Raw genomic sequence first — 22940 nt, forward strand, 5'->3', positions numbered from 1 at the left:
GGCGTGGGCGGGAGCGTGTGGCCGAAACCGAGGTCCGCCACCCCGCCCCCCACGACAGACCCACTCCACCGTCACAGGAGAAAACATGTCGCTCACCCGCAGGGACTTCGCCAGTAAATCCGCGGTCACCGGTGCCGGTGTCGTGCTGGCCGGCAGTGTCGGCGCCCTCGCCACCGCGCCGAACGCCCTCGCGTCCACCGAGACCGAGACCGACAGCGAGAGTGCGGACGCGGAATCGGCGGACCGGAAGCACGGCGTCGGCTACGGACCGCTGATCCCCGACCCGAAGGGCCTGCTCGCGCTGCCCGCCGGGTTCTCGTACCGCGTCATCACCTACAGCGGCAAGACCAAGCTGGAGTCGGGCGAGTCCACGCCGTCCAACCACGACGGCACGTCCACCTTCGACGGCCCGCGCGGCACCACCCTCCTCGTCAACAACCACGAGCTGGCCGGTCCCCGCGCCAACTGGCCCCACCCGGTGCCGCTCACCGAGGGCCTGGTCTACGACCCGGCCGCGGCCGGCGGCTGCACGGTCGTCGAGATCCGCCCCGGCGGCCAGGTCGCCGAATGGGTCGGCATCGCGGGCACCGCCACCAACTGCGCGGGCGGCAACACACCTTGGGGCACCTGGCTCACCTGCGAGGAGACCGAGGACAAGACCGGCACCAACGGCTTCACCAAGGACCACGGCTACGTCTTCGAGGTCGACCCCGAGGACCGCCGCCGCAACAAGAACCCCAAGCCCATCAAGGCGCTCGGCCGCTACGCCCACGAGGCCGTCGTCGTCGACCCCAAGCGCGGCCGCCTCTACCTCACCGAGGACGCCTCGGGCCCCAACGGTCTCCTGTACCGCTGGACGCCGCCGCAGGGCTTCGAGCACGGACACGGCCAGCTGGCCACGCTCGCCGACGACGCGGGCGCGTACCAGGCCTTCAAGTGCTTCGACTCCGGCGGCAAGTTCGTCGACGACCTCTCCCGCGCCACCAAGATCGGCACGGTGTACGGCGTGGACTGGGTCGACGTTCCCGACCGAGACGCCAAGACTGTCTCCGTCCGCAAGCAGTTCACCACCGGTCAGGTCACCCGCGCCCGCAAGCTCGAAGGCATGTGGTGGGGCGACGGCGGCGTGTACATCGTCTCCTCGTACGCCCGCACCGAGAGCCCCGGTCAGGCGCACGACGGCGCCGTCTGGTTCTACGACCCCAAGCGCCGCACCCTGACGCTGAAGGTCCTGATCGGCGTGAACCCCGACCCGTCCGTCGACGGCGCCTTCGACGGCCCCGACAACATCACCGTCTCCCCGTACGGCGGCCTGGTCATTGCCGAGGACGGCGAGGGCATCCAGCACCTGTTCGGCGCCACCGACAGCGGCCGTACGTACCCGATCGCACGCAACGAACTGAACATCGGCACCGAAGCGGAGCCGGAGTACAGCGAGTTCACCGGCGTCACGTTCTCGCCGGACGGCAAGACGCTGTTCGCCAACATTCAGGTGCCGGGAATCATGCTGGCCATCAAGGGTCCCTGGAAGCGCCAGAAGCGCGGCTAGTTAATTCGCTCGCTCGTCCCGCGGTACGCCTCTTACAGTGATGCATGTCCAGGTGCGAAGGCAGGACCTACTTCCACTGATACAGCCCGACTGGTCTGCCGCTCTTTATTTCTGCAGGTCAGAGGCCATGTTTTCTGGCTGAACAAAGTGCCCGGGTCGAATCCGGGTCGAAATTCGGGCCCGCGTATTGTCCGTCCTGTCTAACCTGCGGGTAGACAGGTCGGGCATATCGGGCGACCAGTTGGCGCGAGGTGTAGCCGGAGGCGGCGGGCAGCGAGTCGCGAAGCTCGGACGCGCTCGAAAGTATTGTCCGGCGTGTCCCCCGCGGGGCGGGCTGATATTAGCTGGGAGGGTTAGGGCCCGCGCTATTCAATGAGTGGTGTGCATCGTGAAGTTGCTGGCCACGGGTCTGGTGTGAGGGTCGGGAAAGCTACTCGCACTGGTCGTCGGCCGGTGTCCACGGCGAAGATCATCTGACATGTCGTTCGGAGCCGTCCTCGGTTTCTGCTGCGCCGACCGCTGTGCCGCTCTTACGATCCCGGGTCGGGCCGGGCCGGGAGAGCGTGCGAGGGTGGGGATGCGGGAGCTGGAGCGGATCACGGCTCGCCGCAGTGAACTGGACACGCTCGCTGCGCAGTTGGCCAAGCAGCTGCAGGAGGTCCAGGCCGAGAGGGAGGAGCTCGTGATCGCCGGGTCCTGAACCGGCTGGCCGAGCGGGACCGGGCCGCGGCGGAGGCCGCCGCGGCCGTCACCCCGACGCCCGCCCGGGAGGAGGCTGACCCGGACGAAGCTCGCCCGCGGCTGAAGAAGCCGAGTTCCATCGGCCGAGTTGGGCTACGAGGAGGACTCGGGACCGTCGGCGCCGAACTGCCAGTGTCGGGTCATCGAGCGGTGAGGACGTGCGCCCACGGCTCATCGATGTCGGCCAGACCTAGCACGGCCACCACGTTGTCGAGCATTCCGGCGCCGAACCAGCGCCGCACGGCCTCGTCGTCGCCCAGCAACTGCCGAACGGTGTCAACCTGCTTGGCGTAGCACCGGCGCACGGCCTGCTCCACCATCGGCTCACCGACGGCACAGTTCGCGTGCATGAGGAAACGCAGGATGTTCCGGTCCGCGACGAGCGCGGCGTAGGCGCCGCGCGCCGCGTCCAACGCCGCCTCGGGCGCCGGCCCGGCCCCACCCGACGCCGGCGAGTGAGCGACCAGCGTGTCGGTCATGACGACAGACACGTGGTCGACCACCGCCGCGAACAGTGCTTCCTTGTTCGGGTACAGGCGATAGAGATACGGCTGAGAGACGCCGACCCAGTCTGCGATCTCGTGCGTCGTCGTACCGTAGAAACCCTTTTGTGCGAAGCAGTCGACCGCGGCGGCCACGATGGCCCGACGTCGTTCGTCGCTCTTCGTGCTGGTACCGGCGGCAGGCATGGGCGTCAGTCAAACACGGCTCCCCTCAGCCTCCAAAAGCTACGCTGCGGTCGGAGCCGGACGGCACGTCGTGGGGCGTGAGCGCCTCGATCGCCACCAGCGGGTTCCAGTAGTCCAGGTAGTGGGTGATGCGCGCGTCGTCATCGGTCCGGACGACGGAGATGCACGTCTGCTCGTACGGCTTGCCGGTCGGCAGCGCCGTGCCCTTCGAGCGGAATTCGGCGATCACCAGACTCGGATCGACCGTCTCGTGGAACACCAGGTCGACGAACTCCACGTCAAAGGTCTCGGGAAAGTTGCTCATGTGCGCGCGCAGTGCGTCTCGCCCCGTTACCCGCTGGGGCACGCCGGCCGGCGCGTACGGGAACTCGAGCACCGCGTCCGGGGCGAACAACTTCACCCACTCCTCGGTGTGTCCGGCAGCGGTGAGGCGCAGGTGCTCGGCCACGGCGTGCTGGGCAGCGGCGCGGCGGGCGGCGTCGTTTTCCGTGACTGTCATTTTCACTCCTACGTTAGTGGTCGACCTATAACCTACCATGCCGTGTGCCGTTGTGCGGGTAGTCGAGCAGGAGGTGACACCAGGGGATCCCGGTCCGATTCACGCAGAGGATGGCGTCGGTCCCCGGGAGACTTCGCGGTTCGTCAGGACCAGCAGAGCCTCACCAGGGCGGTCGCCCACTTCGGGTCGGTGCGTAACTTGCCGAGTACGCGCCAGACACCTCACGTTGCCAACGTGTCCGGCAGCGGTGGCGAGTTCGGTGGGGAAAGCGGTGCGTTCGTCGAACAACTCGTGCTCCTGAAGACAGTGATAGAGCTGTCCGAGCATTCGATTGAACAGGTTCCGCCGGGCGGCGGCGTTCCAGTCGCCGTGTTCGTCGCGGCGTCGACGGTAGTGGGCCTTGGCCCCGGGTGATCCGTTCGGAGCGGCGAAGGCCCATAGGTAGCCGGCGTGGTTGAGCCGGTCGTTCTTCACCCAGCGGCGGGTGATGCTCGTCTTCTTGCCAGAGGCCCGGGTGAGAGGCGAGGAGCCTGCGTATGCCTTCAGCCCCCGGGTGTCGGCGAAGCGGGTGCGGTCGTCCCCGATCTCGGCGAGGATCCGGGCGGCGAGCTGGATGCCGAGCCCGGGAAAGCTCGTCAGGATGTCGGCGTCCGGGTGTTGAGGGAACGCTTCTTCCACCGCCTGGGCGAGTTGATCGGCGGCAGCGCAGGCGGCGTCGAGCTGCATCAGGAGGGCGAGCATCTGCTTGCCGAGGGCGTCCTCGATGAGCGGGGGCTGGTGGGCCCACTCGGCGCGGAAGACGTCGCGGAGCCGGTCGGCCTCGGCTGCAAGACCACGCTGGCGGCCGGCGCGCTTGAGGGTTGCCTGGAGCTGGCTGCGGGTCTGTCGTGCCGCCTTCGTCGGGGTCGGGGCGGTCTTGAGGAGTTCGCGTGCCTCGGGGCGGCACAGGCCGTTGGTCCAGGTAGCGAAGGCGTCCAGGGCGGCCGGGTAGTACTCCCGGAGCAGGGAGCGTAGTTGGTTGGCGAGCTGCTGCCGGTTCCACAGGGCGTCCTGCTGAGCACGGGCGAGGACGGCGATGGCGCGGCTAAGGTCGGAGTCGTCGGGCAAGGGACGGTGGGCGTGCATGTCGGTGCGCAGGATGTTCGCCAGGACGAGGGCGTCGCCGGGGTCGGACTTCTTGCGCGGGACACTGTGCCGGTCGCGGTAGCGGGCGGCGGCCAGCGGATTGATCGCGTACACCTTCCGCTTTCCGGTCCGCAGCACGGCGACGAGCAGGCCGCGGGAGGTCTCGATGGCCACAGGGATCGGGTTCTCCTCGGTGTCGCCGTGCTCGACGAGCAGCTCGAGCAGCAGCTTGTAGCCGACGGCGTCGTCGGTTATGTGCCGCTTGGCAACTAACGTGCCGGCGTCGTCGACCAGGGCGACGTCGTGGGTGCGTTCGGCCCAGTCGATTCCGCAGTAGATCAAGGCAGTTCCTTCCCGATGTGCTGATGTTTACGCTGGTCAGGAGCGCATACGGGCCACGCGTCGCACTAATCCCAGGCATCAACCGCCACTGCGGATGTGCCGCCACCTCACGAGCCGTTCGTGGCACCAGCGCACCCCACGGGCCTCGGTCTGCGCAGGAGCTCGAACGGCTCGGGCGTATCAAGAAGTCACCGCGGAGTGGGCTCACACCACCAACACCAACGAGTGGCCGAGGTGTTGGGTGTTGACGCTCGCGGGTGCTGGAAGTCACCGGTCTGGCGAGAGGCATCAAGGCCCGTTCTTCAGAAGGCATACGTCCAGCACCCGACTCGAACACCCAAGGAACGATGGGGCTCCCTCGGGTTGCCCTTGAAAAGGGATTAGTTCTTCAGGTGGGCGAAGCCGTGCTCGACCGGCGCCCGTACTGCGGCAAGGACCTTGTTGGACAGCTTCTGCCCGCGTGTCAGCGGCCGGTTCCGGGCGGCCTTGTAGCCGGTGATCACCGCCGGATCGGCGTCGGGACCGCTGTCGTCGAGCCCGACGAATCCCAGGTCGGCGATGGCTCCAAGGCCGGCCGCCCGCAGCCTGACGGTGAGCCGGTCGTGACGGCAGGCGGTGATCTCCGAGGTGCGTCCGGGCCGGGCCGCCGAGCCCCACAGCATGTCGACCCTTGTCGTTGGTGAGCGCGATCACGAGCAAGCCATGGTGTTTGTGCTTGCCGGAGTAGTTCTTCCGGTTCGCCGTATCGGTGCGCCGCCGGGTGCGGATCAGCGAGCCGACCAGCAGGACCACCCCGCCACCCGTTCGGGTGATCTTCTTCAGGGCGCGGTCCAGGCGCGGGGCGCGAGCGGCCAGCAGGCCGACGACCTCCGTGACCCACCGGGTCACGGTGGTGCGGTGTATCCCGTTGCCGCCGGCCAGGTCGCCCGGCCGCTGGTCACAGCGCAGCACCGCGAGCACGATGGCGGCGATCTTCCCCGCGGGCAGGGCCCGCCACCGCGAGCCGATCTTCTTCAGGTGGCCGCGTACCAGACTGGCGAGCCAGTTCAGGGTCGCACTCGACAGCGGCAGGCGTGCGGTGTAAACAAGGCCGTCAGGGCCCCCAGCGAGAGGGTTGTTTTCTTCACGCCAAACTCAACTGCCGCCGGGGACCCGCCGGTTACGGTCCTTAAGGCACCCGCCGGCGGCGTGGCTACGAGCGTGCGGTGAACTTCCCGTCGGGGCGTTTGTGCAGCCAGCCGCGATCGGCGAGCTTAGTCATCTTCGCCCGCAGCGGCTCCAGCTTGCCGCGCACCGAGGCGTTCAGACCCAGCCGCTCGCCGACCGCCCTGACCTGCACCGGGCCGTCGGCCTCCCGCACGATCGCCAGGATCTTGCGGTAGTCGCCGGGCAGCGCGCCCTCCTCGGCCGCGTCGCTGCGGTGCGGGATGAGCAGGACTGCCCGCCCGGCCACCTTCGCCGATACCGGAGCGACAGCCTCGGCGTCGGCCTGGACCTGCTCGGCCAGCCGGTTCAACACCCGCTCCGCGATCGCCAGTTCGTCCCGCTCGACCTGGACCTCCTGAAGCTGCTTGGTCAACTCCTCGGCGAGGGCATCCAGTTCGCTCCGGCGGGCGGTGATCCACTGCCGCTCCTGCATCCCGGGCCCTCCCGCGATCTCGTGGCGTGCCGACCTGCCGACGGATCGTAGGCGGGGGCAAGTCGCGAGCGCAGCCGAACCAGGCATCCCACCGGAACCGGACCACCCAATGATCTACACCAAGGTCATCGGCCGCCGACCGGCGCGAGTACCCCACTCGTCATTCACACCAGACCCGCGACCTGCGACTTCACGATGCACACCGCTCAATGCGCTGGCGCTCATCCCGTCAGGGGCGACGGCGATGTAGGAGTGGCTGGCGAGCTTCTGATCGTCCTTGAGTGTGCGCAGCGCAGACTGATGGGCGTGTCCATCGTGGGCGAAGGCAAAGGTGATCCGGGCGCTTCCATCGCTTTTGAGGAGGCGCCGCAGGATCGTGATGTGGTCAGTGCCGAAGGGGGTGCCGCAGGTGGCGACGGCTGTGGGGATACCTGCCAGGTGGCAGGCCATGACGTCGGTGTAGCCCTCGACGATGATGGCGCGGTTGGTCTTGGCGATGTTCTTCTTCGCAAGGTCGATGCCAAACAGCGCCTGGGACTTCATGTAGATCGGGGTGTCGGGGGTGTTGATGTACTTGGGGCCCGTATCGGCCTCGTAGAGCTTGCGGGCGCCGAAGCCGACGACCTCGCCACCGATGTTGCGGATGGGCCACATCAGGCGGCCGCGGAAGCGGTCGATGGGGCCGCGGCGGCCCTCCTGGGCAAGGCCGGAGAGCAGGAGCTCCTTGTCAGTGAAGCCCTTGCCGCGCAGGTAGCGGGTGAGGTGGTCCCAGCCTTGAGGGCTGTAGCCGACGGAGAACTGCTCGGCAGCGGCTTGGTCGATACCGCGCTCGGCGAGGAATGTGCGGCCGATAGCGGCCTCGATGGTGGTGTTGAGCTGTGTGAAGTAGAACTGCGCTGCCGCTCTGTGTGCTTCGACCAGGCGGATGCGCTCAACGTGCTGGCGGTCACGGTGGCCTGCATCAGCGCGCAGCGTGATACCGCCGCGTGAAGCCAGCCGGTCCACGGCTTCGCCGAAGGAGAGGTGCTCCATCCTCATGATGAAGTCCAGTGCATCGCCGCCGAACTGGCACTCGAAGCAGTGGTAGACACCCTTATCGCTGTTCACGCTGAGCTGCCCGCTGCTCCCTTCGCAGAAAGGGCAAATCCCCCGGAATTCGCGCCCAGACTTGCGCAGCGGCACGTACTCGGTGATCACATCCTTCAGCGGCACTGCTGCCTTGAGCGCTGCAATGTCCCTTCTGCCTATGACAGGTTGCGCCTCACCACGGGAGGCAGGTCGGGCCAGCCCGTTCCGGCCTGCCAGGCTAAGGGCTTGCAGGGGATCAAGGTGTTGCTTCCCGTTCTGAGTCTCGTTGGTGTGGTATGCGCATCCGGGATGAGACTCGTGACCAACTCGCCGTGAAGTTCGCGGTGTTGCTCCCACATCTGGACGAGCGGCAGCGGCGGCTGTTGATGGCCGCGGAGGCCCGGAGCCTGGGGCACGGCGGTGTCCGGGCCGTGGCACAGGCTGCTGCGGTGAGTGAGACGACGGTCCGCAAGGGTGTGTTCGAACTCGAGGCCGGTGAGGGGCCTCTGGGGCGGGTGCGGCGTCCGGGCGGGGGCCGCAAGCGGGTCGCGGACCTGAATCCGGGGCTGCGGCCGGCGCTGCTGGCGCTGGTCGAGTCGGATGTGCGGGGTGATCCGATGTCGCCGCTGCGGTGGACGGTGAAGTCCACGCGCACGCTTGCGCAGGAGCTGACCCGGGCCGGGCACCGCGTCAGTGCCGACACCGTCGCCGGCCTGCTGCGGGAGGAAGGCTTCAGCCTGCAGGCCAACGCCAAGACCATCGAGGGCAGCCAGCACCCGGACCGGGATGCCCAGTTCCGCTATCTCAACGAGCAGGCCCGCGAGCACCGGGACACTGGCCAGCCGGTCATCAGCGTGGACACCAAGAAGAAGGAGCTCGTCGGCGAGTTCAAGAACAACGGCCGCCAGTGGCGGCCGACGGGTGAGCCGGTGCCGGTGAACGTGCATGACTTCGCCGACCCGCAACTGGGCAAGGCCGCCCCCTACGGGATCTACGATCTGGCGGCGGACACCGGCTGGGTGAACGTCGGCACCGATCACGACACCGCCGCGTTCGCGGTCGAGTCGATCCGCCGCTGGTGGCACGGCCAGGGCCGGCCTGCCTACCCGCAGGCGGCACGGCTGCTGATCACCGCCGACGCGGGAGGCTCCAACGGCTACCGCACCCGGGCCTGGAAACTCCAACTGGCCCAGCTCGCCGCCGAAACGGGACTGACCATCACCGTGTGTCACCTGCGTCCCGGCACATCGAAGTGGAACAAGATCGAGCACCGGCTCTTCTCCCACATCACCATGAACTGGCGCGGCCGCCCACTGACCAGCCACGAAGTCATCGTCCAGTCCATCGCCGCGACCACCACCCGCACCGGGCTACGTGTGAGAGCCGCACTCGACACCAACACCTACCCCACCGGAGTCCGTATCGATGACGCCGAGATGGCGGCACTGCCACTGACCCGCCACGCATTCCACGGCGAATGGAACTATGCCCTGCACCCACAGCCCCGTCCGGCCGTCCCGGCGGCCCGGGCTCCGCAGGAGCCGGCCCCGCAGTGGGACCAGGCCCTGCTGTCCGATCCCGACCTGACCGGCATGTCCCGGCAACAACTGGGCTCCCTCACAGAGACATTGGCCCCCGAGGGCGATACCCGGCGCGGCCGTCCGCCCCGGCTGGCCTTCCCCGAACAGGTCCTGGCCACCGTGCTCCACCTGCGGGTCAACCTGGCCGCGGAACCCCTCGCCGTGCTGTTCGGCAGCAGCCGGACCGCAATGCACCGCACCCTCCTGAAGAACAGGAAACTGCTTGAGACACACGGCATCGCCATCCCACCCGCGACGACGCCACCCGCCGCCCTCGCGACCCTCCAGGCACGAGTCCTCACCCAAACCAGCGAGCCCCACAACAAGATCAAGACGACGTGTTAATGATCTGCAAGCCCTTAGGGTGACGGTGATCTCGCTGGTGGGTGTATTCCGCGACTCCTTCAAGAGTAACTAATCTACGCATTCGCACTAGTTGACTCACTATTGACCTCAAGCCCCCATAGGTAGAGGCTCGGAGTACTCGGGTTGAGGTTGCCCAGTGCGGGCCCATCCTTAAGCCCATGGGGGAGGCTGACATGCCACCTGCACAACGCGAAAACGTTACCGTTCGCGATCATCGGCGGAGAAGGCGGTTCATCCGCGGCATTGAACGAAAGCATGGCCCCACCCGCCGCACACAGAGCGTCGCACGGATCCTGTCCGCGAGGGCCATCCTTGGAGTTGACAACGACAACGCCTTCCTTACACGGAGGCCGTTAGCCAATGAGGTGCCGGGCGATGTCACCCAAGTAGGTGATCAACCGGCGGGCTTCGGGGTTCTGATTGATTGGAACACAGACGAGGACATGGCGGTCATCGCTTTCATTAACGCTATGAGCATCGATGGCGTGATGGTCTCTGGCGTCCGTGACGGAGATACATTCGAGCTTGAGCGTGCTTCCGGCCGAGCGACATTCGACGTCGGGACCGACAACGAGGCGATCCCAGGCCTAATCTCCATCGCAGCCGTCGGTGCCAACATCGCAGCTGGAGCTTTCGGGCAACCGGAACTGATCCCGCTGATCAATGCAGCTTCCACCTTCGCGCAGCAGCGATTCCCAGAGACATCAACACGCGGAAGGGCGCGCAACGCTTTCGGCGAAGACGACAACGGAGGACGAGCCCGCCAGGAGGGCGGCGTGATCGTCTGCAACCCTTCGGCGCGAGCTCCCTACACCAGCGGTGACGAAGACCACCAATCCCGCTGGATTCAAGGAAATGGTCAGCGCATCTCGGAGAATCTACCGGATCACATCTCTGCTGGTAGCGCCTTTTTCCTACGGCGTGACATGGGCTCGGAACGAATCCAAGGGACCGGGGAAATGACTCTATCCGCATGGGATCATGGTGACTTCGCAGCAGACAACTCCGGGTTCTACCGCGTACGGTTCATCCTCCGCCGCGACCAAAACGCTGACGATGATGAACCGGTTGTCGAGTAACACCTGGCCCCTGAGACACGTCGACCAGTGATCCAAGAGACCGGATTTCTAGATCGCTGGTCGATATGTCAACGGCGTTGATCCGGCCGATGGGATGCTGCGATAGACGGGCGAGGGGGGCAAGAGCGTGCCTAGAGAGCGCCAGTCCGTATCGGACACAGTCAGCTGGCTGAGCTTCCCGCGACAGGCTTATCCGAACTTCTACCTCAATACGGAACGAATCAGGCACCGGTTTCACGGCTATCTCGGTTCGATCACCCAGTTTAGTGAGTCGGTCGAAAATTCTGGCGAGGTAAACGCGTCGATGAAGGCACTCTTCCTCGATGCGGGTATCAAGCGCGGTCATGGCGGAAGTGTGAACATGGCGTGGGATCTCATCGATCCCCTACCTCAAGCATTGGTACTGAGGGCACATCTCGCGGCAGCCGGCGAGGTCCACACCGACGCGCGCTCTGCGCCTGTGACAGATTTTGTTCTTGCCCGGGGTCGGGGTGGAATTGCGCAGCCTCCCCAGCTGGCCGACAGCCCCCTGTGGGGCGAAGTCGGGGTATCACCCAGCGTAGTGACCGAGATTGCGGCCGAGCAACGGAGACAGGCCGCAATCGGAACCAGTGGCGATCCGGCGCCCTTGTACTGGGCTGCATTCGCAAATACCGACCGAGGACTGGTAGTCAGTCTGCTCGGTGATGCGTCCTTGATCGGTACCGATGTGCGGTCCTATTTGGGGCTCGACATGACCTACTGCATCTTTGGGCAAAAGCTCCGGGATTGGCACTCATGGACACTGCTGTCACCACTCCACGTATGGGTCGAGCCGCCTGGAACCGCAAACTGGGGATGAAGGATGAGTGTGCCTGAATTCCCAGGGTCCGCGCGTAGCCGCCTTGTACACGGCGGCGAGTACCCGACGCCAGAGGAAATCAGTACGACCCGGCAAGGCCGCGCGGGAGTTGGCCCAACGCGGCCTGATGCAAGCAGTACATGGCGGCTTCCCTACCGCCGAGGACTTCACCCGCATGGCACTTGGGGTTATGGGGCCGCAAGACACATAGCACCCCGCTACGCGAATTTGTTGAGCTCCTTCGCGGCACCGTGATGCTGTGAAAGGCCAAAGGCCAGCACACCAATTATTACGGCTACGTGGATGTACATCCCGTACAGGGGAAGGACTATGTTGGTCGCTCGGAGTACGGCGCCAGCCACACACAACACCGCCACAAAGCCAGCTCCGCCCGCATCCCGACCAAGTCTCTCACGGTATTTCGCCACGTCGCTCTGCACGGTGGCGTCATAACGGGTCGGGTTTTCCATCAGACTTCGTGCTCGCCAAATCCCCAGTACCGCGAAGACCCCAACTGCCGCCATGGCAGCGAACCACCCAACGACGATGCCGTCGGGGTCTGAGATCGTGACTACATTCGCGGTCAGCACGCCAAATACCATGATCGGCAGGGACCAGAGGCGGGACGGTTTCTCAACTGGCCATGTGGCAACACGATCTCGGCCTCCAGCGTCGCCACACCGGCGTCGCTGTAGTCCTCACAGCGATTGCTCATACCCGTGACGCTCCCGACCGCTGACGGCCCGTGCCGGGGTTCGAGGACCGGCCAGAGCCTTGTGTCTCAAGCTGGCCGGCGCCAAGCGGCTGCCCCGCTGACGGGAATGTGTGACAGCTCCCGGTGTCCGCAGGCCACCCACCATCTCCTCCACCGGCCCGTCTGGCAGACCGCGGCGGACAACGGCACCGTCCTGTTGGCCAGCCCGCGCATCCCGGTCGGCGAGAAGAACCGGCTGCGGGCCGAACACCAACGCTCGATGCGAGCCCTCGAAGAGATCGACAAGGCCACCGGAAAGGCGGGATGACAAAGTACTCAGTCCCGAACAGCGCGATCAGATCGAGCGGCGGATCCGCGCAGCCATCGACCGGCTCATCGCCGCGCAGATCCCGGTCGGCGGGCCTGCGACGTCAAGACCCTGGCCCGGGAGGCCGGGGTCTCCCGCGCTGCCCTCTATACAACTTGGGGCCATCTCAAGGACGAGTTCGAGAAGCGACGGGCTGCGCCTGGGCCGCGGGCCAGCAGCCCGACCCGCGCGAGGTTCGGATCGCCCGGCTGTGGGAGCAGAACCAGCGGCTCACCAGCAAACTAGCCCGCACTCACACCGAGTTCAGCCAGCTCAGGAAACGTCACCAGTTGGCCTTGCTGGCCCTTGCCGCCAAAGATGACGAACTGCAACGGCTCCGCCGCCATCTGAGCACTATTGGCAACACTGCCGCTGCCCCTGCCGCCGAGTCTCAAGCTCGCTACCGAAGAAGCGCACCACCTTCACCGCGACGTGTGAGTGCCACCACGCTGGCCACCGCACTGAGCAGACCTGCGAAGACGGCAACCTTCGCAGCGGGCAATGCGAGGGACAGCCCAGCAATGACGATGATGATCACCACCACGTGTCCAAGTCCCTTGAAGCCCTTGCACCTCCAGGGGAGCCATGAGAGACGATGAGAGTGCGACTGACCCATTCGGTCACGTCCTTTCTGCCGACGTTGTCGGCTGGCTGGGCCGCCAGTCGTCCTCTTGCGCTTGCGAGGCCGGGGACATTGGCGGCTGGTCAACTGCTGCCCTTCCAGCATGTGTTGCCCCTAGCTGCTGTTCAATCGATCGAGACAATACGAGTACAATCTGCGCTTTATACGAGACAACCAACCGCAGAGGGGTCATGCCCAGACGGCCGTCGCACTTGGTGCCATCGGAAGGTCATCTCGCGCGTTTCGCGCTTGAACTCCGCGCGTTGCGGGACGCCGCCGGCTTCGACGCCCCGAGCGTCGATCAGATCGCCGCGCGCACCAACATTCCACGTTCGACACTATTCGCGGCGTTGCGGGGGCAGCGCCTACCGACCCGACCTGTCCTGGGAGCCCTCATCACGGCTTGGGGTGGCGACCCGACAGAGTGGCTAACCCGGCGCACCCTGACAGAAGCCGAACTGGAGGCCTCCAGTGTTCCTCGGCCGCACCGACCCCGCCCAGCACCAGCAAAGCCAAAGAGTGAGTCATCGACACAAGCACCGGAGCAGGCACGCGACGAGGACTTCTCTGCGGCATTGCAGCGGGTGTCTGCAGACCTCAGAGTGCTTCGGGCCCGAGCTGGCGCACCAACGTTGCGTCAGCTCTCGGCGCAAATCGCTGAAGATGACAGCCTTCCCGATGCTCCCAGTCCCGCGACCCTCTCCGCTCTCTTCAACGGCAAGGCACTGGCCAACTGGCAAATCCTCGAGACTGTCATTCGCGCTTTGGACGGTGACGCGGAGGAGTGGTTCAACACCTGGCGAAGTCTCGTGCGGCTCCGCGAAGCGCACGTGAGGCTTGCATGAGAAGGAGTACATCGCGGCAACTGCCCTGGCCCTGCACCCTCACGGGTGCTCTCCGACTCAGGCAGCAGCTTCAGCCAACCGAGACATCGCCCTGACGCAGCCTGATCGGGTCTGCTGCACGATCGGGTGACATCTTGACCTGCCCCACCTCTCAGGTTCCAGTTCTGGTGGCTAACTGACGGCCTTCACGAAAGGCTGCCGGACATGCCCCGCGCCTACCCCGCTGAGTTCCGCGCCCGCGCCATCGCGTTGGTGCGGGCAGGAAAAGAACAGAAGCAGACCGCCGTTGACCTCGGCATCCATCCGGTCACGTTGTCGAAGTGGTTGCGCCAGGACGACATCGACAACGGCCGGCGCCCTGGCAGGGTCTCGGAGGAATCCGCAGAGCTGCGTGCAGCGCGGCGACGAATCCGCGAGCTGGAAACCGAGCTCGAAATCGTCCGCAAGGCCGCCAAGTTCCTCGGCGAGGACAAGCCGGCCCCAAAAGGCTCTACCCGGTGATCGACCGTCTCGTCGATGCCGGGGCGCCGGTCGACCGATGCTGCCGGATCCTCGGAGTCGCCCGGCAGAACTACTACAAACACAAGCGCACACCGACCACACCGCGGCAGCTGCGACGGGAGTGGCTGACCGGGCTGATCCGGGAGGTCCACGTCGCCTCACGCGGCACCTACGGCTACCGCCGCGTCCACGCCGAGCTCACCCTGGGCATGGGCATCCCGGTGTGCTCGAGGACCGTGTCGGTGCTGATGACACAGGCCGGGATCTACGGACTGCCCGGACCGCTGCGGATCAAGCGCCTGCGGGGTGTCGTCACCGCCGATGACCTGGTCAACCGGAAGTTCCATCGGCTGCGTCCCAACGAGCTGTGGGTCACCGACATCACGCAACACCGCACCAGGGAAGGGTGGGTGTACTGCGCGGCGGTCCTGGACGCGTTCAGCCGCAAGATCGTGGGCTGGTCGATCGACTCCAGACAGGACTCCACCCTCGTGGTCAACGCGTTGGACATGGCCCTCCGCAACCGGCGCCCCGAACCAGGCGGGATAGTGCACGCCGATCACGGAACCCAGTTCACCTCCTGGGTCTTCGGGGAAAGGATCCGCTCCGCCGGGCTCCTACCATCGTTCGGCACGGTCGGAGACGGCCTGGACAACGCGATGATGGAGTCGTTCTGGTCCTCGATGCAGATCGAGCTGTTGAACCGCAAACGGTGGAAGACCCGGGTCGAGTTGGCGAACGCGATCTTCGAGTACATCGAGGTCTTCCACGACCGACAGCGGCGCCACTCAGCACTGGGCTACCGCACCCCGATCGAGTACGAGCTACTCTCCGAACGAGACACCATCCCCGCCGCCAGCTAGCCACCGCAGCTGGAACCCAAACCGTGGGGCAGGTCAACCTGTCACCCAACCCTGCATCAGACCCCCCGAGCAGTTGTCAACTGCGGCTAGAAGTCGGCAGATTGACCGAGTCGGCAGCGTGTAGTGTCCCGTTGCGTGCTGGCTGAACGACGACACCAACTCATCTTGCGGGCCCTGCGTTCCGGTGGCACCGCTTCCGTGGCCGACCTCGTCGAGCAGCTTGACTCCAGTGCGGCAACCATCCGGCGTGACCTCCTCAAACTGGAGGCAGACGGGCTGCTCACCCGTGTCCATGGTGGAGCGGTCATCGACGAGGAGCGAGCTCCCTTCAACGATGCCGCCGAGGTTCTGGTGGCGGAGAAGGACGCCATTGCCGCCCAAGCTGCCGCGTTGATCGAGGACGGTCAGTCGATCATTCTCGACAGTGGCACAACGGTTCATCGGCTGGCACTGCAACTGCACGGTCGTCGACTTACCGTGATCACCAACAACCTCGCTGTGTATGACGAGCTCATCGGCGACGAGAGTATCGACCTGATGCTGCTCGGGGGCATGGTCATCCGTGAGTCACGCATGCTGGACGGTTTCATGGCGGAGGACAACCTCCGTCAAGTTCACGCCGACTGGTTGTTCATGGGTGCTTGTGGCCTCCGCCCTGGGGGCCAGGTCATGGACACCACCGTGGCTGAGGTGCCCGCCCGACGCGCCATGATTGCCGCCGGCGACAAGGTGGTGCTCCTGGCCGACAAGAGCAAGTTTCCGGGAACCGGGATGGTGAAGATCTGCGGCCCCGAGGACCTGGACGTGCTTATCACCAACGCACCGGAAGACGACGCGACCTGTATCGCCCTGCGCGAGGTCGGCGTGAAGGTAACACCGACGGATCCGGCCGCAGTCGACGGCTAACAAAGCGACTTGTACTGCCGGTGAACGATGAGGCAGCAGGCGAGCTAGAGGAACGCTTCGTGGATGTCGGCTCGCCGTTCCCATCGGATCCGCAGACGGCGGAAGCCATGCAGCCACGCAAAGCTCCGTTCTACGACCCATCGGTATGTACCCAGTCCCGTGCCGTGCAGGGTGCCGCGGCGGGCGATCGCGGGCACGATGCCGCGGGCGCGGACCTGATCACGGTAGATGTCATGGTCGTAGCCTCGGTCGGCGAACAATGAGTCCGGCTTGCGGCGGGGACGGCCGATCCGGCCGCGGACCGGTGGGATCGCGTCGAGCAGGGGCAGCAGTTGGGTGACGTCGTTGCGGTTGCCGCCGGTCAGCAGCACAGCGAGCGGGGTGCCGTGCCCATCTGTGATCAAGTGATGCTTGGAGCCGGCCCGACCCCGGTCGACCGGCGAAGGACCCGTGTGTTGCCCCCCTTTAGCGCCCGGACGTGGGAGGAGTCGACCACGCAGCGGGACCAGTCCAGCCGCGAGGCCGCGTTCAGCTCAGCGAGCAGGACCTCGTGCAGCCGCTGCCAGACGCCGGCCTCGTTCCAGTCCCGCAGCCGTCGCCAGCACGTCATGCCCGAACCGAAGCCCAACTCTTGCGGCAGGTACTCCCACTGGATACCGGTGTACAGCACGTACAAGATCCCGCACAGCACGTCCCGGTCCGGCAACGGCTTGCGGCCCGGATACCGAAAGCGCCGTTCGCGCTGTGGCAGCAACGGCGCCAAGCGGTCCCACAGCTCATCCGACACGTTCCACGGCGACATCCTCACAACGGACCGAACGCTCAACTGCCGTCATGGACACGGCCACCAAGACCGATCCACCTCATTGTGTTAGCCCTTGTAAGGGCGTGCAGATCTTTAACTCGTCTTTTTGACCTTGGTCTTGGCAGGGTCGGGAGCGAGGAACGTCGCGACGTCTGCTGGTGTCCGGAGGCGGGCGGTAGAGGTGCTGATGAGATGGCCGTGTGCTTCTAGGAGCGGGCGGACTTCCTGTCGAGCGCGGCTGATAGTCATGGCGGTGACGCCGAAGAGCTGGCCGAGCAGGTCCATGGTGGCGAGTTTGCGCAGGTGGAGCACGGTGACCAGAACCCGGTCGGCTGGAGTGAGCTTGGCTTTGGCGCCTGTGCCGGGGGCCACCAGACGCTCGTGACCGCGGCGTGCCCGGAGCACGTGCTCACGTTGAACCTCCAGTGCGGGGGTCAGCGCGTCGATGAGCTCGCTGAGCTGTTGGCGGGGCATCCCGGTCAGTTCTGGGTCCTGCAGCGAACGCCGCGTGAGGCGGGGCGGACTGCTCGCCGGGGCCTGGTCTGAGTTGCTGTCGGTCCTCGCCGTGTCCATCGGATGCTGGGGGTGGAGGGTGTAGTTCCAGTCGCCGTGGAAGCGGTGGCGTGTGATCGGCAGGGCGGCGATCTCGTCGTCGCTGACCTGGACGCCGGTGGGATACGGGTTGGTGTCGAGCTCGGCATGCACCGTCAGGCCGGTCTTGGTGGTGGTCGCCGCGATGCTCTCGACGATGACTTCGTGGCTGGTCAGGGGTCTTCCACGCCAGTTCATGGTGATGTGGGAGAACAGCCGTTGCTCGATCCGGTTCCACTTCGACGTGCCGGGAGGCAGGTGGCAGACGGTGATCGTCAGGCCGGACTCGGCTGCGAACCGGGCGAGTTCGGTTTTCCAGGTGCGGGTGCGATAGCCGTTGGAGCCGCCCGCGTCGGCGGTGATCAGCAGTCGGCCGGCCGTGGGATAGACAGGCCGCCCGGTTGCATTCCACCAGCGGCGGATGGACTCGACGGCGAACGCGGCGGTGTCGTGGTCGGTGCCCACGTTGACCCAGCCGGTGTTCGCGGCGACGTCGTAGATGCCGTAGGGCACTGCTCTGCCCAGCTCGCGGTCGGGGAAGTCGTGGGTGTCGACTCGCACCGGTTCGCCTCTGGGCTCCCATTCACGGCCGTTGTTCTTGAACGGGCCGACCAGTTCCTTCTTCTTCGTGTCCACGCTGATCACCGGCGCCCCGTCGTCCTGGTGGTCGCGGGCCTGTTCGTTGAGGTAGTGGAACTGTGCGTCCCGGTCGGGGTGCTGCTTGCCCTCCAGGGTCTTGGTGTTGCTCTGCAAGCTGAAGCCCTCCTCGCGCAGCAGGTCGCCCACTGTGTCCGCGCAGATCCTGTGGCCCTGCCGGGTCAGTTCCTCGGCGAGCTTGCGGGTTGACTTGGTGGTCCAGCGCAGCGGCGACATGGGATCTCCGCGAACGTCGGGCTCGACCAGCGTGAGAAGCGCCTCCCGAACGGCCGGGTTCAGGTCGGCGACGCGTTTGCGGCCGGCGCCGGGCCGGCGGATGCGTCCCAACGGGGCCTCTCCGGCGGCGAGTTCGCGTATTCCGGCAGACACCCTGGCCTCACGGACGCCGGCGGCGCGCGCGACCGCTCTGATCCCGCCGTGGCCGAGGGACTGGGCCTCCGCCCCTATCAGCAGGCGACGCTGCCGCTCGTCGAGGTGCGGCAGAATCGCCCCGAACTTGGCTGCCAGCACTGCCCGTTGCCCATCCAGCGCGCTCATGCCGGACCAACGAACCACCGAGCAGAAAGCCACGAGTTAAAGATCTGCACGCCCTAAGGGCTTGCCGGGAATCAACACGCTGGCTTGATCTTGGTGTTGTCCGGGGCGAGGAACCTCGCGATGTCTTCCTGTGTGCGGAAACGGGCCGTTGAAGCAGGGAGATGGACACCACGGGCTTCCAGGAGCGGACGGACGTCTCTCGCTGCGCGGCTGATGGTCATGGCGGTGGTGTTGAAGAGCTGGCCCAGGAGGTCCATGGTCGCGAGTTTCCGCAGGTGGAGCACGGTGACCAGGACCCGGTCGGGTGAGGTGAGCTTGGCTTTGGCTCCTGCGCCAGGGGCCACCAGGCGTTCGTGGCCTCGACGCGTGCGGAGCACTTGCTCGCGTTGGACCTCCATCGCTGGAGTCGATGAGTTCGCTGAGCTGCCAGCGGGTCATCCCGGTCAGTTCCGGGTCCTGGAGCGAACGCGGCGTGAGGCGAGTCGGTCGCTCCGCCAGGGCCTCGTCCGGTGTCCTGCTGGCGGTCGCAGCGTCCATCGGACGCTGGGGGTGGAGGGTGTAGTTCCAGTCGCCGTGGAAGCGGTGGCGGGTGATGGGCAGGGCGGCGATTTCGTCGTCGCTGATGCGGATGCCGGTGGGGTACTCACCGCTGTCGAGTTCGGCATCCACGATGAGACCGGTGCGGCTGGTGGTCGCTGGATGGTTTGGAGCATGACTTCATGGCTGGTCAGGGGTCTGCCGCGCCAGTTCATGGTGATATGGGAGAACAACCGGTGCTCGATCTTGTTCCACTTCGAGGTGCCTGGCGGCAGGTGACACACCGTGATCTCAAGACCGATCTCGGCAGCGAGGCCGGCGAGCTGCGTCTTCCAGCCGCGGGTGCGGTAGCCGTTGGAGCCCCCGCCGTCGGCGGTGATCAGCAGCCGACGGGCGCGAGGGTAATCGTGCCGGCCGCGGGCCTGCCACCAGCGCCGGATCGAGGCAACAGCGAACGTCGCGGTGTCATGATCGGTGCCGATACTGACCCAGCCGGTGTTCGCAGCAGTGTCATAGATTCCGTACGGAATCGCTTTCTCGGCCTGGCCGGGGAAGTCGTGCGTCTTGACCTTCACCGGCTGTCCTGCGGGCCGCCATTGGTGCCCGGCGTTTTTGTAGTCGCCGATCAGCTCCTTCTTCTTGCTGTCGACGCTGATCACCGGGTCACCAGCGTCCCTGTGGTCTCGTGCCTGCTCGTTGAGGTAGCGGAACTGGGCGTCCCGGTCGGGGTGCTGAGCACCTTCGATGGTCTTGGCGTTGGCCTGCAGACTGAAGCCTTCCTCCCGCAGCAGGCTGGCGACCGTGTCGGCGGAGACCCGGTGGCCCTGCCGGGTCAGCGCCGCTGCCAGCTTCCGGGTCGACTTCGTCGTCCAGCGCAGAGGCGACATCGGGTCGCCCCGCTCGTCGGGCTCGACCAGCGCAAGCAGCGCTGGCCGCAGCCCCGGATCGAGGTCCACAGCCTTCTTCCGGCCCCCACCAGGACGACGGACCCGCCCCAACACAGCCTGACCAGAGTCCAGTTCAGCCGCTCCGCGCGAGACCGTACCCTCTTGAACCCCGGCCGCGGCAGCGACGAGCCTGATCCCGCCATGCCCCAACGACCGTGCTTCCGCCCCTATGGCCAGCCGACGCTGCCGCTCGTCCAGGTGTGGCAACAACACCTGGAACTTCGCAGCCAGGACGGCCTCGTTCCCCTCCGGTCTCCCCATACCAGAACAACGAGTCCCGCAGCTGGAAGCCACGACTTGTTTCCCGTCAAGCCCTAAGCGCAGCCCCGATGTCATTCATGGCCTTCAGACCCTCATCGGTACTCGGTAGGAACGCGGCCTCAAAGTGGCTCAGGTAACGCATGAGACGGCAGCTCGCTCAACGCATGTTGAGTACCCGCCAAGGGGCATCAATCGGATGTCAGTGTTCTGCTGACGCACCTGGTTTGTGGCGGTAGGTTGAGATTGCCGACCTTAGTAACAGTCGGTACTGCCGAGCGTGCACACGACCTGGTCCCAGCGGGCCACGGTGTCTAACGTGACACGTTGACGGGGGAGAGCAACCCCCGCCCGCCATACGGCATGGATGACCCGAACGAGAAGAATGGCCGCCTCCCGCCGCCAAGGGGGGTAGAACGAAGTCCCCATCGGGGCGGTACCAGAGTCTCCCCACGGGAGATGCCAAGTCCTCATCAGAGGCACATTGTTAGCTGCCGCGAGGTAGCCGCAGGACCAGAGACTGAGTTTGCGCTGGCATGAATCTCAGTCCGCAACCACTCGATTCGATATTCGATGTGGGCGGACTGACGCATGCCGCGCATCCGCCCCAGAACGGCGGAGATAACATGACTAACCTCTCGGACCAGCCGGTAGCCCTCCTTCTCCTGCTCACTCTCGCGGCGGTGCTATTAGTCCCCCCGGCTATTTCTGGTGTGGCCGATTGGTGGTCAGGGAAGCTCCGCCGCAGTCGCGTCTGGCTGCGAACTACCTGGGCGCGGTTCGTCGAGTCCCGGCGTAAAGCGGTGCGCCACTGGCTGAGCGGAGGCGACCAGTAGGCACCGTGCCGGGGTGCCGGAACGGGTGCCCCGGCAACCAAGACCGTCTTCGCGCGCCCAGCGACGAGATGGAGTAATCGTGAAGGCCTGCGGATCAGGAGCTGTTCACGTTGCCGCGTGGTGCAGGTGGATGTGCCCTTCGATAGAGCTCAGACGGGCCTGCAGGGTAGGAGCCGAGGTTAAGGCGGCGGTCACACGAAGTTCTACTCCGGAGGCGGTGTCACCAGCTTCGTAGCGCTAGGGTCGACGTTCACTGCGCAGGTGAGAGTCGGTAGGTCGTGGTCGAGCAGGCCGTTCATTTCGATGGCCGCCCGGCTGAGCAGGTGGGCGGCTTGGACGGACTGACCTTCGGCAACTGCGGCGTAGAACCGGGCGGCATAGGTGATGGCGTCGACGTCGCCGATGGTGTCGGACATGCCGATGGCGAATGGCACGGTGTCGACAAGCTTCCCGGTCTGGGCTGCGGAGTGGCAGGAGTTGAGCAGGACCAGCAGCGGCTTGTCGTCCACAGCGGCGATGGCCCGGGCGAAGGCGCCGGCGCTGACGATGGCACTTTCGTGGAAGCCGTCCTCACCTTGCTCGAAAGCGATCAGGTCCTGCGTGCTGTGGCCGGAGAAGTGCACGACGTGGGGGCGGAAGCGGGTCAGCGCGTCCAGGAAGACGTTCGCCGTCGCGGCCGGGTGGACATCCAGCTCGACAAGGTCACGATGGGTGGCACTCTGCACGGCCGCGCGAATCCTCTGCTGCTCCTGGCCGACTCGCAGATCACCGGCGGAAGCGGCCGCCAGCAGCAGCACCCGCAGTCTCTCCGGCTTCGGGGCCCGCAGCTCTTTCAGTGCGGTGCGTACCTCGCCCTCCGTTGTCGACATGCGGCTCTCGATCTTCTGCCGCTCGGCTGCGGCACGGCGCTCCGTCTTCTGCTGTTCACGCTGCCGAGCCTTCTCCGCGGCCGCCCGCTCAGCCTGTTGTGCCTTCGCCAGCTTGACCGACAGGTCAGCTGCCTCTTTGGAGAGCTTGCCCACCTTCGCGCTCCATGTGCTGGCGTCCTGGCCGGCCTTGTTGGCCTCGTTCTCGAACCGCTCGGCAGCGCGCAGCTTGCTGTTGATGGTGCCCTGGCTGCTCGCCTTGGCGGCGGCCGCTTTCTCTTTCATGGCTTTCGCGCGCTTGTCGGCTTCCCTCTTGCGGAACTCGCCGACCTTCTTCTCCGCGTCGGCCCGGACCTTGTTCTTGCTGCTCAGTTGACTCTGGTAGTAACTGGCGTTCATGGGCGTACCTCTCTGCGGTTCCTGTCCCGCCAGGCTATGGCCACCCACTGACAAGGCCCTTCGTCCTTCCTCCGAGATCCATACGTGCCACGACTGCGTTCCGTGGCACGCCGAGGTCGTGGTTGTTGAGGGGAGGGTCCTCGTCAGGGAGTGGCATACCCTCCGATGCCCCGGTTCCGGGAGCTCCCCCG

Annotated in this window: 15 protein-coding genes and 5 pseudogenes; 9 read left to right on the forward strand and 11 right to left on the reverse strand. The window is 65.9% G+C overall.

Features of this window, described 5'->3' with window-relative positions:
* Positions 1 to 85 precede the first annotated feature (85 nt).
* Together OG266_RS34275 and OG266_RS34280 are read left to right on the forward strand one after the other, a co-directional pair.
* Positions 86 to 1549, forward strand: coding sequence for an alkaline phosphatase PhoX (locus OG266_RS34275; protein WP_266465988.1), 1464 nt, complete (start codon positions 86 to 88; stop codon positions 1547 to 1549).
* 571 nt (positions 1550 to 2120) lie between these two features.
* Positions 2121 to 2249, forward strand: coding sequence for a hypothetical protein (locus tag OG266_RS34280; protein ID WP_371550444.1), 129 nt, complete (start codon positions 2121 to 2123; stop codon positions 2247 to 2249).
* Between the two features lie 181 nt (positions 2250 to 2430).
* Here the strand turns inward: OG266_RS34280 and OG266_RS34285 are convergent, their stop codons facing one another.
* The 6 genes and pseudogenes from OG266_RS34285 to dnaG all read right to left on the reverse strand — a co-directional run.
* Positions 2431 to 2979, reverse strand: coding sequence for a TetR/AcrR family transcriptional regulator (locus tag OG266_RS34285; protein WP_371541953.1), 549 nt, complete (start codon positions 2977 to 2979; stop codon positions 2431 to 2433).
* A gap of 25 nt (positions 2980 to 3004) precedes the next feature.
* Positions 3005 to 3478, reverse strand: coding sequence for a nuclear transport factor 2 family protein (locus OG266_RS34290; protein WP_371550446.1), 474 nt, complete (start codon positions 3476 to 3478; stop codon positions 3005 to 3007).
* 240 nt (positions 3479 to 3718) lie between these two features.
* Positions 3719 to 4945, reverse strand: a pseudogene (locus tag OG266_RS34295) (IS110 family transposase); the annotation flags it as partial.
* A 383-nt stretch (positions 4946 to 5328) separates the two neighbouring features.
* A pseudogene (locus OG266_RS34300) lies at positions 5329 to 6016 on the reverse strand (transposase family protein); the annotation flags it as partial.
* Positions 6017 to 6137: 121 nt separating this feature from the next.
* Complete coding sequence (locus OG266_RS34305; protein WP_371550448.1) at positions 6138 to 6584, reverse strand: hypothetical protein; 447 nt, start codon at positions 6582 to 6584, stop codon at positions 6138 to 6140.
* Positions 6585 to 6806: 222 nt separating this feature from the next.
* Positions 6807 to 7832 (reverse strand): annotated as a pseudogene (gene dnaG, locus OG266_RS34310) (DNA primase); the annotation flags it as partial.
* A gap of 116 nt (positions 7833 to 7948) precedes the next feature.
* Between dnaG and OG266_RS34315 the strand changes: the two are divergent.
* The 3 genes from OG266_RS34315 (at position 7949) to OG266_RS34325 (ending at position 11518) form a co-directional block, all read left to right on the forward strand.
* Positions 7949 to 9577: an ISAzo13 family transposase gene (locus OG266_RS34315; protein WP_371550450.1), complete on the forward strand. Its 1629-nt coding sequence runs from the start codon at positions 7949 to 7951 to the stop codon at positions 9575 to 9577.
* 194 nt (positions 9578 to 9771) lie between these two features.
* Positions 9772 to 10677 carry a hypothetical protein gene (locus tag OG266_RS34320; protein WP_371550452.1) on the forward strand — a complete coding sequence of 302 codons (906 nt, stop codon included), beginning with the start codon at positions 9772 to 9774 and terminating at the stop codon, positions 10675 to 10677.
* Between the two features lie 127 nt (positions 10678 to 10804).
* The gene (locus OG266_RS34325; RefSeq protein WP_371550455.1) at positions 10805 to 11518 is read left to right on the forward strand and encodes a hypothetical protein; all 714 of its coding nucleotides are present in this window, start codon (positions 10805 to 10807) and stop codon (positions 11516 to 11518) included.
* Positions 11519 to 11736: 218 nt separating this feature from the next.
* On the opposite strand, the gene OG266_RS34330 is transcribed toward OG266_RS34325, so the two are convergent.
* Positions 11737 to 12108 (reverse strand): hypothetical protein, encoded by a 372-nt coding sequence (locus OG266_RS34330; RefSeq protein WP_371550457.1) that lies wholly within the window; start codon positions 12106 to 12108, stop codon positions 11737 to 11739.
* Positions 12109 to 12339: 231 nt separating this feature from the next.
* On the opposite strand from OG266_RS34330, the gene OG266_RS34335 reads away from it, so the two are divergent.
* The 4 genes and pseudogenes from OG266_RS34335 to OG266_RS34350 all read left to right on the forward strand — a co-directional run bounded on the left by OG266_RS34335 (position 12340) and on the right by OG266_RS34350 (position 16316).
* The gene (locus tag OG266_RS34335) at positions 12340 to 12540 is read left to right on the forward strand and encodes a hypothetical protein (protein WP_371550459.1); all 201 of its coding nucleotides are present in this window, start codon (positions 12340 to 12342) and stop codon (positions 12538 to 12540) included.
* A gap of 852 nt (positions 12541 to 13392) precedes the next feature.
* The gene (locus OG266_RS34340) at positions 13393 to 14046 is read left to right on the forward strand and encodes a helix-turn-helix domain-containing protein (RefSeq protein WP_371550461.1); all 654 of its coding nucleotides are present in this window, start codon (positions 13393 to 13395) and stop codon (positions 14044 to 14046) included.
* Positions 14047 to 14250: 204 nt separating this feature from the next.
* Positions 14251 to 15410, forward strand: a pseudogene (locus tag OG266_RS34345) (IS3 family transposase).
* A 135-nt stretch (positions 15411 to 15545) separates the two neighbouring features.
* The gene (locus tag OG266_RS34350; RefSeq protein WP_371550463.1) at positions 15546 to 16316 is read left to right on the forward strand and encodes a DeoR/GlpR family DNA-binding transcription regulator; all 771 of its coding nucleotides are present in this window, start codon (positions 15546 to 15548) and stop codon (positions 16314 to 16316) included.
* 44 nt (positions 16317 to 16360) lie between these two features.
* Here the strand turns inward: OG266_RS34350 and OG266_RS34355 are convergent.
* The 4 genes and pseudogenes from OG266_RS34355 to OG266_RS34370 form a co-directional block, all read right to left on the reverse strand.
* Positions 16361 to 17118 (reverse strand): IS5 family transposase gene (locus OG266_RS34355; RefSeq protein ID WP_371550464.1). Its coding sequence is split into 2 segments (ribosomal slippage): positions 16361 to 16786 and positions 16789 to 17118, totalling 756 coding nucleotides; the frame shifts between segments, so codons are not numbered across the junction.
* A gap of 96 nt (positions 17119 to 17214) precedes the next feature.
* Positions 17215 to 18906, reverse strand: a complete 1692-nt coding sequence (locus OG266_RS34360) for an ISAzo13 family transposase (protein ID WP_371550466.1) — start codon at positions 18904 to 18906, stop codon at positions 17215 to 17217.
* A 71-nt stretch (positions 18907 to 18977) separates the two neighbouring features.
* Positions 18978 to 20651, reverse strand: a pseudogene (locus OG266_RS34365) (ISAzo13 family transposase).
* Between the two features lie 1036 nt (positions 20652 to 21687).
* Entirely contained in the window at positions 21688 to 22749 is a 1062-nt protein-coding gene (locus OG266_RS34370) for a hypothetical protein (RefSeq protein WP_371550468.1), read from the reverse strand.
* Between the last annotated feature and the right edge of the window lie 191 nt (positions 22750 to 22940).

Origin of the sequence: Streptomyces sp. NBC_00554, from assembly GCF_041431135.1 — a bacterium.
GTDB lineage: Bacteria > Actinomycetota > Actinomycetes > Streptomycetales > Streptomycetaceae > Streptomyces.